The sequence below is a fragment of the Paracoccus laeviglucosivorans genome, assembly GCF_900182695.1.
In the GTDB taxonomy this organism is placed as follows: domain Bacteria; phylum Pseudomonadota; class Alphaproteobacteria; order Rhodobacterales; family Rhodobacteraceae; genus Paracoccus; species Paracoccus laeviglucosivorans.
In genome coordinates, this window is the sequence record NZ_FXTK01000016.1 from 87,232 (window position 1) to 97,300 (window position 10,069).

The following is a 10,069-nucleotide window of genomic DNA, read 5'->3' on the forward strand; positions in this document are numbered from 1 at the left end:
TTCTGTGCCGACTTAGCCCTGCGGCTGCGGCGCCGCGTCCGGCGGGGTCGGGGATGTGCCCGCGCGCGGGATCGATGTCACCGAGGGGATCGAAGAACCCGGCGTCGAATCGTCGCCACCCAGCGGTTCGTTGCGGATCACCTTGCCGATGTCCTCGCCGGTCAGGGTCTCATATTCCAGCAGACCCTTGGCAAGACGTTCGAATTCCTCGGTCTTCTCGGTCAGGATGCGATAGGCGTCCTGATAGCCCTGTTCGATCAGGTCGCGCACTTCCTGCTCGATAAGCTCTTTGGTCGCGGCTGAAACCGAGAAGCCGCCGGTATTGCCCGAATACCCCTCATGCGCTTCGGCATAGTCGATATTGCCGACCTTGTCCGACATGCCCCAGCGCATCACCATGGCGCGCGCCAACTGGCTGGCCTGCTGAATGTCGCCCGCCGGGCCGTTCGAGACGCCTTCCTCACCATATTTGATGATCTCGGCTGCCTTGCCTGCCATGGTCATGGCCAGCTTCTGCTTGGCCTCATCCTTGTGGAAGTTCAGGCGGTCCATTTCGGGCAGGCTGACCACCATCCCCAGCGCGCCGCCGCGCGGGATGATCGTGGCCTTGTAAACCGGATCGCATTTCGGCAGCGACAGGCCGACGATGGCGTGACCGGCTTCGTGATAGGCGGTCTTTTCCTTCTGCTCGGGCGTCAGGACCATGCTGCGGCGTTCGACGCCCAGCATGACCTTGTCCTTGGCATTCTCGAAATCTTCCATCGTGACGAAACGGCGACCCAGACGCGCGGCGGTCAGCGCGGCTTCGTTCACCAGGTTCATCAGATCAGCACCCGAGAAACCGGGCGTGCCGCGCGCAATGATGCGCAGGTCAACGTCAGGACCGACCGGAACCTTGCGCGAATGTACGGTCAGGATTTTCTCGCGGCCCTTGATGTCGGGGTTCGGCACATAAATCTGGCGGTCAAAGCGGCCCGGACGCAGCAGCGCGGGGTCCAGCACGTCCTTGCGGTTGGTCGCGGCGATGATGATGACGCCTTCGTTGGCGTCAAAGCCGTCCATTTCGACCAGCAGCTGGTTCAGCGTCTGTTCGCGTTCGTCATTGCCGCCGCCGATGCCGACGCCACGCGCACGGCCCACGGCATCGATTTCGTCGATAAAGACGATGCAGGGGGCGGATTTCTTGGCCTGCTCGAACATGTCGCGGACGCGGGATGCGCCCACACCGACGAACATCTCCACAAAGTCCGAGCCCGAGATGGTAAAGAAGGGCACGCCCGCCTCACCTGCAATGGCGCGGGCCAGCAGGGTCTTACCCGTGCCGGGCGGGCCGACAAGCAGCGCGCCTTTCGGGATCTTGCCGCCCAGACGGCTGAATTTCTGCGGGTTGCGCAGGAATTCCACAATCTCCTCAAGCTCTTCCTTGGCTTCGTCGATGCCTGCCACGTCGTCAAAGGTAACACGGCCATGCTTTTCGGTCAGCAGCTTGGCGCGCGATTTGCCAAAGCCCATCGCGCCGCCTTTGCCACCGCCCTGCATACGGTTCATGAAGAAGATCCAGACGCCGATCAGCAGGATGAACGGCAACCAGACGCCCAGAAGCGACATGAAGCCGGATTGCTGCTGGCGTTCGACGCGGACATCGACGCCCTTATCGACCAGTTTCCCGGCAATATCTTCGCCCATCGGGCGGACGGTCGAGTATTTCTGGCCGTCCTTCGTGGTGATGCCGACATTCTCGCCGTCGATCGTGACGGCGTTCACTTCATCCTTGTCCACCCGTTGGATGAAGTCGGAATAGCTGATCTGGCGGCTGTTCATTTGCGACGAGCCGTCGCTGAACAGGTTGAACAGCGCCAGAATCATCAGAAACAGCACCACCCAGAAGGCGATATTGCGCGCGTTGCCCAAAGGCGGGTCCTCCAAGGGTAGACAGACTTTTGCTTGAAAATAGGGATTCCGGCGCGAGGTTCAATGCGTATAGATGAAAGCGCGGAAGTGATGCAGGTCACGCAGCGGGGTTGCGCTGATGCGGGCATGGGGTTTCAGCACCGGCGCGGCCAGAATTTTGCCGTCCCGCAGCACCGCTGGCGTCGCCGCAGCTTCGTCCCGTGACAGGCCGGATGCGCGCCAATCCCAGTCCGGCATCGCGTCATATCCAAGGGCGCGGATATCAAGTCCCGGCTCAACCCCCTGAATTTGCCAACGATTATCCCACAGCACCTGCGATCCGTCAGCATTCGCCCCATGACGTGCGGCGGCAGCCGGTTCGCGGATCAGGCGCAGATGCGTGTCGGCCGCTTGGGCAATGACCCCGTCCAACGTCACGCGCCCCCCGGTGTTCAGCACAGAGATCGCCCGCAGCAAAGTTTCGCGCCGCGGCGGATAATCTGCGCCGGTGACAAAGCGCAGACCCGCAACCAGCAGGCGGCGGCGAATCTCTGGCGGGGCGCGGCGAAAGGCGGCCAGTGGCAGGCCAAGGCTGCCCAGATGCGCGAACGTGCCCTGCGCAACCTGATCGGCAAAGTCCTGCAGCGCATCGCGCGCCGTTGCCAGATTGGTCGCCGATTGCGCCAACTGTGCCAGCGGCAGATCCAGAGCCGCCAGCGCCTTGCGGATGCGCACGCGGTCGTAATCCTCATTCTCGTTCGAGGGATCGTCAATCCAGCCGATCCGCCGCACACGCAGCCAGTCGCGCAGATCGGCGCGCGAAATCGTCAGCATGGGCCGCAGCCAGATCATGTCCTGCGCGCGCCGCGCCTCGGCCATGCCGGCCAACCCATCGACACCCGCACCGCGCGCCAAGCGCATCAGCAGCGTTTCGGCCTGATCGTCCTGCGTATGGCCCAGCAGCACGGCGGAAAGCCCGTGCCGATGCGCCCATTCGGCCAGCAGCCGCAGCCGCGCATCGCGGGCCTGCGCCATCAGGTTGCCGCCCTGCCCCTGCCGCCGCCACGCCAGCGTTTCATGCGCAATGCCAAGCGCGGTGGCGGCAGCATGGGCCAGCCGCGCCTCGGACGCCGATTCTGCGCGCAGACCGTGATCGACGGTCGCGGCCATCAGCTTGCGCCCGGCAGCCCAGCCATGCGCCAGATGCAGCAGCGCCGTCGAATCGCCACCGCCCGACAGCGCGATGCCCACACGCGGCATGTCGCCCGCCAGACGGTCCAATGCAGCGTTGATTTTCAGCGAAAGCCGATCCGCAACCGGATCACTGCGCATCAAGCATGTCCGCAGCCGCTTCGGGATCCGTCAGCGCGGGGTCCATCCCCTCGGGCACTTCGGGGTCCATCGCGCCACATTGCGCGTCGGTGACACGCTTTTCCGCCTCGACAGCCTGGGGACTGTCGGGAAAACGCGCCAGAATTTCCTGAAGATAGAAGCATCCCTGCGCGGGGCCGCCCTTGGCGGACATGGCGCGGGACAGGCCCAGCAGCGCATCGGGTGCCTGCGGGCCGTTGGGATTGGCGGCAAAGCTTTCCAGCCACGCAATCCCGGCGGCAGACAGATCGCCCGCCGAATCAAGCGCCGCCCCGCGAAGAAACAGCGCCTCGGCGGTCAGTGGACCGCCCGCATGGGTTTCGGCAACGGCCGCAAAGAGGTCCGCAGCACGACGAAAGTCACCTTGACCGAGCACCTCCCGAGCCCGGTCGAAATCGGCCTTTTCCGCAGCAGTCGCGGCCCCGGTCGCAGGGGATTTCGTCAGATCGCCACGCTGGTCCGACGACGGCATGGGCGACGATGCGCCATTCTGTTCGCCCAGCGTCGGCGTGGTCAGGCTGCCAAGATCGCAACCCTCCTCCATCTCGCACAGGCGGAATTCGATGTCGCCGATGCGGGTCGTGCCGTCCTTGACGATACGGTCGATGCGGTTTTGCAACTGCTCGGTCTGGCCGGTCAGCTGCGCCAGCCGCGCCTCCATCGAGTTCATGCGGTCGATGGCGCTGTCGCCACCCGCTGCCGCGAAGCCCGCCGGACCCGAGGCCACAAGCTGGCTGCGCAGGGTTTGCAGATCGGACGAAAGCTGGTTCAGTTCGTTGCGAATATCCGCCAGCGACTGGCCATCCTGAGCCGCGACGGGCAGCGCGCCAAGCGCCACCCCTGCGGCAAGGATCAGCCCTTTCAGGCCCAGTCCGCGCATCACATGCCCGCCCCGGATCTAAGCGCGGTCACGGCGCGGCGGTTCTTCATGAAGCAGTCTTCGGTCGAACAGATTTCCAGCGGACGTTCCTTGCCATAGCTGACGGTGCGCAGCCGACCCGCCTGCACCCCCTGCGAGATCAGGTATTCCTGGACCGAGCTTGCACGCCGCGCGCCCAGGGCAAGGTTGTATTCCCGCGTGCCCTGTTCATCCGCGTGACCTTCGATCACTGCGGAAAAGCCCTGGTTCTGGTTCAGCCAGCCGGCCTGATTGGCCAGCGTCGTGCGGGCTTCGGGCGTCAGGGTGGACTGGTCCAGCTGGAACAACACGGTGTCACCGACATTTGCCTTGAAATACTCGGCCGTGCCGGGCAGCGTGCCGGTCCCCACCGCGCCCGCGCCCGCGCCGTTCATCCCGGCATAGGGGTCGTTGACCAAAGGGCCACCTTGCGAGCCGGGCCGCGAACAGGCGGCGATGGTCAGAAGCGCACCGATCGCGGCAAGTTTGACGATTGTTTTCATATCCTGTCCAATTCCCGCGAATTACGGCAGCAAGGGGCCCCAATCGGGGTCCGAGGCCGCACCATTAAACTGCACCGGGCGCATGTTCCGCCCCGTGATGTCCACCGAATGCAGACGCGGCTGGCCGTCGCCGCCCGGCGTCACGCGCGTGAACATCACGACGCGCCCATTGGGGGCCCATGACGGGCCCTCGTCAAGGAACGATTCTGTCAGCATTTTTTCTTCGGAACCGTCGGTCCGCATGACGCCGATATGGAACTTGCCGCCCACCTGACGGGTAAAGGCGATCATGTCCCCGCGCGGTGACCAGACCGGCGTGCCGTAACGCCCGTCACCAAAGCTGATGCGCTTCGGCTCTCCGCCATTCGCGCCCATGATATAAAGCTGCGGCGAACCCGAGCGGTCGCTTTCAAAGACGATCTGGCGTCCGTCCGGGCTGTAGCTGGGCGAGGTTTCGATCGACGGCGCATTGGTCAACGGGCGCTGCGCACCCGAAGCCGCGTCCATCTGATAGATGTCGGTATTGCCGTTCTGTTCCAGCGAATAGACGATCCAGCGCCCATCCGGCGAAAAGCGGGGCGAAAAGCTCATCCCCGGCTGTTCGCCCAGCGAACGGGTTCCCAGCGAATTCACGTCCATCATCATCGCCTTGGGAAAGCCCGAGGCGTAGCTGGTGAAAAGGATGCGCGAACCATCGGGCGAAAAGCGCGGCTTCAGCACCAGCGCGGAATCGTCGGTCAGGTATTTCACGTTTGCGCCGTCGTAATCCATGATCCCGATGCGCTTCATGCGGGCATCCTTGGGCCCGGTTTCCTGCACAAAGGTCACGCGGCTGTCGAAATACGGGCTTTCGCCGGTCAGACGGGCATAGACCTGATCGGCGGCCTTATGCGCCGCACGGCGCCAGTTGCCGGTCGAGGCGTCGAACTGCATCCCGTCGCCCAAGGGCTGGCCGGAAAACACGTCGAACAGCCGGAATTTGACCACGACCTTGCCGCCCTGAACGCTGACGGCGCCGGTGATCAGCGCCTGTGCGTTGATCGCCTTCCAGTCCTCATAGGACACGGGCGCGTCAAAGCTGGCGGGCCGCGCGATATGGGCGCTGGCCGGGATTTCGCGGAACAGGCCCGTGCCGGTCAGGTCGGCGGCGATAAGCTGCTGGACCTGTTGCAGATACTGGCCTGCACCGCCTTCGTCATGGAAGGCCGCGATGGCAAAGGGCATCGGCTCGATCACGCCATCGGTGATTTCGATACGCAGCGGGCCGTCCTGCGCCATCACAGGCGCAGCCATGCCCAGACCCGCAAGGGCCATCACGGAAGTCAGAAGAATTTTACGCAACATGAATCGCCCTCGTAAGGTCTGGTTGCAGGTTATCGGGTCAAGGCGGCGGATACCATGCCGCTCACTTGACCGTGGCTTTGCCGCTGGGGTTGAAGTCGATGATGACATCTTTCCAGCGATTGTATTTCTCGGGCGGCAGCTTGTAGCCGCCGCTGCGGGCCGCGCACATCAGGATCGCCCGCCGCGCGGCCTCATAGGCCTGCTTGGCCGCCGCGTCCGACCCGCCGTTGCTGCCGACCATGCGCAGCCCGCTGGGCTGGCCGTCCGGCGACAACGAAAAGCCGACCGAGACCGTGGTTCGCGATGCCTCGGTCGAAAGCGATCCGCGGTTCCAGCACGCTTCGACCGCGACGCGGAAGCCGTCCTTTTCGCCTTGGCTCAGCGGCGGGCCGCTGGCGGCAGCACCGCCCCCGCCCGTGCCGCCCGCACCGGCCTTTTCCTTTTCGGCGGCCTGCTGCGCAGCTTTTGCCTTGGCGGCTTCGGCGGCCTTGCGTTCGGCGGCTTCTTCCTTGGCCTTGGCGGCGGCAGCAGCTTCGGCAGCGGCTTTCTTCTCGGCTGCGGCCTTTTCTTCGGCTGCCTTCTTTGCGGCGGCGGCTTCGGCGCGGGCCGCCTCCTCGGCGGCTTGCTTTTCGGCAGCGGCAGCGGCTGCGGCAGCAGCCTTTTTCTCGGCCGCGCGCTTATCGGCGGCGGCCTTTTCCTCAGCGGCCTTATCGGCGGCGGCTTCTCGTTCGGCGGCTTCGGCAGCTGCCTGACGGCGCGCGCGTTCACGTGCTTCATCGGCCTTGCGGGCGGTGGCGGCTTCCTCGCGGCGCTCGGTCTCGCGGCGTTCTTCGCGGGCGCGTTCTTCGGCGGCGCGCCTGGCGGCGTCGGCTTCGCGCTTGTCGGTGGCGGCTTGTTCGGCTGCGGCCTCATCTGCCTCGCGGGCCAAGGTCAGCTCGCGCTGGCGCGCGGCTTCGGCTGCGGCGGCACGGGCGCGGGCGGCTTCGGCCAGCCCTTCGGGACGGCCCGTCGGCCGCACGGATGAGATCGGAGCCTGCGCCGAACGCTGCGGCACGGGCGCGGGCGATTCCGGCTGGGCCGGTTCACGCGCCGGATTGGGCCGCGAGGCATCGGCAGGACGCGCGGCCTGTTCGTCGGATGACGGCTGGTTCGGCTGCGGGGCCAAGGTCGCCACGTCCACCGGCTGCGGGCGTTCCTGCACATCGGACAGGTCCGGCTGCGCCTCGGGACGCGAGGCGGGGCGCAATTGCGATGGATTGGCTTGCGGCGCGGGCGGGCTTTGCGCCTCGGGCATACCCGCGACATCTTCATCGGCAGGGGCCTGCGGCTGGGCGGGCGTCGTCTCGGACACGTCCGAAATCGGCGCGCGGCCTTCGGCGGCAGCGGCCAATGCCTGAAACTCGGCCTCGCTCATGGTCGATACCTCGGCCATGCGGACGGCCTCGACCGGCTCGGGGCGGAACACGCCGCCCACGACGGCAAAGCCCAGAAGCCCGGCATGTGCGGCACCCGAGACCCAGTAGCCGATGCGGTCGGCCCGATCCATGGCTTAGCCTTCCGAAAGCTGGGCGTCCATGCGGGGGCCACCCGCATCGGTCACCAGAACGATATTGCTGAAGCCCGCCGCATTCAGCGCGCCCATCACTTCCATGATCCGCGCATAGGGGATGCTGCCATCGGCGCGCAGATAGATCTTGTCGCTTTGACGTTCCTCGGCCACGGCGCGCAGGCGGGTGACCAGCTCATCCTCGGGGACTTCGCTGTTCATCACCATGATCGGCCCTTCGGGCGTCACGGACACGGCCAGCGGCTCCTCGGGTTCCGAGGGCACGGATTGCGCTGCGGTCTTGGGCAGTTCCAGCGGCACACCCACCGTCAGCATCGGCGCCGAAACCATAAAGATGATCAGCAGCACCAGCATCACATCCACAAAGGGCGTGACGTTGATTTCGGCCATGGGCTGGGACTTTCTGCGCCCCCTGCCCCCGCGGCCCTTTTTCATGACCCCGGCGCCCATTTATTCGTCGTCCAGCTGGCGCGACAGGATGGTCGAGAATTCGTCGGCAAAGCTTTCGTAGCTGCCGACCAGACGGTCGCTGTCGTTGGACAGTTTGTTATACAGGATGACTGCCGGGATTGCGGCCAGCAGACCCAGCGCGGTGGCAACCAGCGCCTCGGCGATCCCCGGTGCCACGACGGCCAACGAGGTGTTTTGCGAAATCGCAATGTCCTCGAAGGCGATCTTGATGCCCCAGACCGTGCCGAACAGCCCGATGAAGGGTGCGGTCGAACCCACCGTCGCAAGGAAGGACAGCCCACGGTTCAGCCGGTCGGTTTCGCGGTTGATAGCGACATTCATTGCCCGGTCGATGCGCGAGGTTGCGCCCGCGATCAGCCCGCCATCGTCGCGGTGGCTGCGCCGCCATTCGGTCATTCCCGCCGAAAAGATCCGCTCGGATGCGCCCTTGGGCGTGTCGCCGATACGGTCGTAAAGGTCGTCCAGCGGCTGGCCCGACCAGAATGCGCGGTCGAAACGCGCGGCATCAAGCTTGGCGGCGCGGAAGCTGATGATCTTCTGGATGATGATCGCCCAGCCCCAGAACGAGGCCGCCAGCAGGATCACCATGACGATCTGGACGGTCAGCGACGCGCGCACGAAAAGCGCGAGAACTGAGAAATCGACCGGCTGCCCGGCACCCGCGAGTTGTTCCATCGAAAAAAGGCCTGTGCTTACGGCCGCTGGACTGCGGCTTCTGGCCTGCCGCTTACCAGAATGCCGCGCGGCTACAAAGCCATTCGCGTGTCAATTCTGCGTCAGTTGCACGCAGGGGACGCATCGCCCATCAGCCGGACCAGTTCCGCAGGCAGGCGCACGGGCCGCCCGGCATCGTTGATGCAGACCAGCGTGACCACCGCCGAAAACAGCACGCGGTCCTGCCGCATGACTTTCTGACACATTGTGATGCGGGCATTGCCCAGTTCGTGCAGGCGCGATTGGACGGTCAGCAGGTCGTCGAACCGGGCGGGGGCCAGATAATCCGCCTCGACGCGGCGCACGACAAAGACCAGCCCCGCATCCCGTTTCAGCGCCGATTGGTCGATGCCCATGTCGCGCAGCCATTCGCTACGGGCGCGTTCGATGAATTTCAGGTAATTCGCGTAATAGACGATGCCCGCCAGATCGGTGTCTTCGTAGTAAACGCGGATCGGAAAATGGTGCATCAGCGCGCTCCTGCGGCAGTCAGCCGCGCGCTCAGGCGCAGCGCATGGGATGGATCGGTGGCTGCGATCGGCATCACCGGATCATAGGCCGCGCGGATCAGCGCCGCCAGCCCGGCCGAGGGCGGGACGTCTTGCGCAAATGTCAGCAAGCCGCGCATCACCAACCCCTCGGCCAGTTCTGCGGGATGGGCATCGGCCAGCGCGCCCCCGATCCTGACAAAGCTAAGACAGGCGCGGATACCGCCATCTGCGTCGAAGCGAAAGATGCGATACTGGTCGGCCCCTTGCCCGGCCAGCCGCGCGGGCAGATCGTCCTGCCCGGTCAGGTGGCCAAGATCCGGCACGCCCGCCAGCTCGTCCCAGTCGCGGACGAAAAAGCTCATCATGTTGGCGCCCATTTCGGGGTCGGTTTCGGCGATGGGATGGCGGGCATGGGCAAGGGCTGCACGGGTCACGCCGCGAAATATGTCCAGGGTCTCATCGGCCAGACCAAAGATCACCGGCGCGACCGGACGACCCCAGCGCGCGCAAAGATAACGCCCGTCGCGCGTGAACATCTGTGCGATCTGATCGGCGTCGAACACGGCAGGGGCGCTTTCTTCTTGGGCAGATGCCTGATGAATTGCGGCAAAACCGCATCAGGGGACTGACAGCCCCCTAATGCCAGATTGCCGAAATCTCAACCGACGATGGTTGCCTCGGTGGCGGCGCGCAGTTCGGCCTCGGTGACGCCTTCGGCGGTCTCAACGATCTTCAGGCCGCCCTCGACCACGTCCAGCACGCCCAGATTGGTCACGATGCGGTTCACCACGCCCTGCCCCGTCAGCGGCAACGTGCAGGA

Annotated in this window: 10 protein-coding genes and 1 pseudogene; all 11 read right to left on the bottom strand. The window is 65.2% G+C overall.

Going from position 1 to position 10,069, the window contains the following annotated elements; all coding sequences use genetic code 11:
- Positions 1 to 12: 12 nt before the first annotated feature.
- Positions 13 to 1,911, bottom strand: a complete 1,899-nt coding sequence (gene ftsH, locus FN835_RS15530; protein WP_142664144.1) for an ATP-dependent zinc metalloprotease FtsH — start codon at positions 1,909 to 1,911, stop codon at positions 13 to 15.
- Positions 1,912 to 1,971: 60 nt separating this feature from the next.
- Complete coding sequence (tilS, locus tag FN835_RS15535; protein WP_142664145.1) at positions 1,972 to 3,222, bottom strand: tRNA lysidine(34) synthetase TilS; 1,251 nt, start codon at positions 3,220 to 3,222, stop codon at positions 1,972 to 1,974.
- Positions 3,212 to 4,141, bottom strand: coding sequence for a tetratricopeptide repeat protein (locus FN835_RS15540; RefSeq protein ID WP_142664146.1), 930 nt, complete (start codon positions 4,139 to 4,141; stop codon positions 3,212 to 3,214). The genes tilS and FN835_RS15540 overlap by 11 nt, the downstream gene beginning before the upstream one ends.
- Positions 4,141 to 4,662, bottom strand: a complete 522-nt coding sequence (gene pal / locus FN835_RS15545) for a peptidoglycan-associated lipoprotein Pal (protein ID WP_142664147.1) — start codon at positions 4,660 to 4,662, stop codon at positions 4,141 to 4,143. The genes FN835_RS15540 and pal overlap by 1 nt, the downstream gene beginning before the upstream one ends.
- Before the next feature lie 21 nt (positions 4,663 to 4,683).
- Positions 4,684 to 6,006: a Tol-Pal system beta propeller repeat protein TolB gene (gene tolB / locus FN835_RS15550; RefSeq protein WP_142664148.1), complete on the bottom strand. Its 1,323-nt coding sequence runs from the start codon at positions 6,004 to 6,006 to the stop codon at positions 4,684 to 4,686.
- Between the two features lie 61 nt (positions 6,007 to 6,067).
- Positions 6,068 to 7,552: a protein TolA gene (locus FN835_RS15555; protein WP_142664149.1), complete on the bottom strand. Its 1,485-nt coding sequence runs from the start codon at positions 7,550 to 7,552 to the stop codon at positions 6,068 to 6,070.
- 3 nt (positions 7,553 to 7,555) lie between these two features.
- Positions 7,556 to 8,023, bottom strand: coding sequence for an ExbD/TolR family protein (locus tag FN835_RS15560; protein ID WP_142664150.1), 468 nt, complete (start codon positions 8,021 to 8,023; stop codon positions 7,556 to 7,558).
- Positions 8,024 to 8,719, bottom strand: coding sequence for a protein TolQ (gene tolQ / locus FN835_RS15565; RefSeq protein WP_142664151.1), 696 nt, complete (start codon positions 8,717 to 8,719; stop codon positions 8,024 to 8,026).
- 101 nt (positions 8,720 to 8,820) lie between these two features.
- The gene (gene ybgC, locus FN835_RS15570) at positions 8,821 to 9,231 is read right to left on the bottom strand and encodes a tol-pal system-associated acyl-CoA thioesterase (protein ID WP_142664152.1); all 411 of its coding nucleotides are present in this window, start codon (positions 9,229 to 9,231) and stop codon (positions 8,821 to 8,823) included.
- Complete coding sequence (locus FN835_RS15575) at positions 9,228 to 9,812, bottom strand: hypothetical protein (protein WP_142664153.1); 585 nt, start codon at positions 9,810 to 9,812, stop codon at positions 9,228 to 9,230. Before FN835_RS15575 ends, ybgC begins: the two co-directional genes overlap by 4 nt.
- A gap of 95 nt (positions 9,813 to 9,907) precedes the next feature.
- Positions 9,908 to 10,069: pseudogene (locus FN835_RS15580) on the bottom strand (succinyl-CoA--3-ketoacid-CoA transferase); the annotation flags it as partial.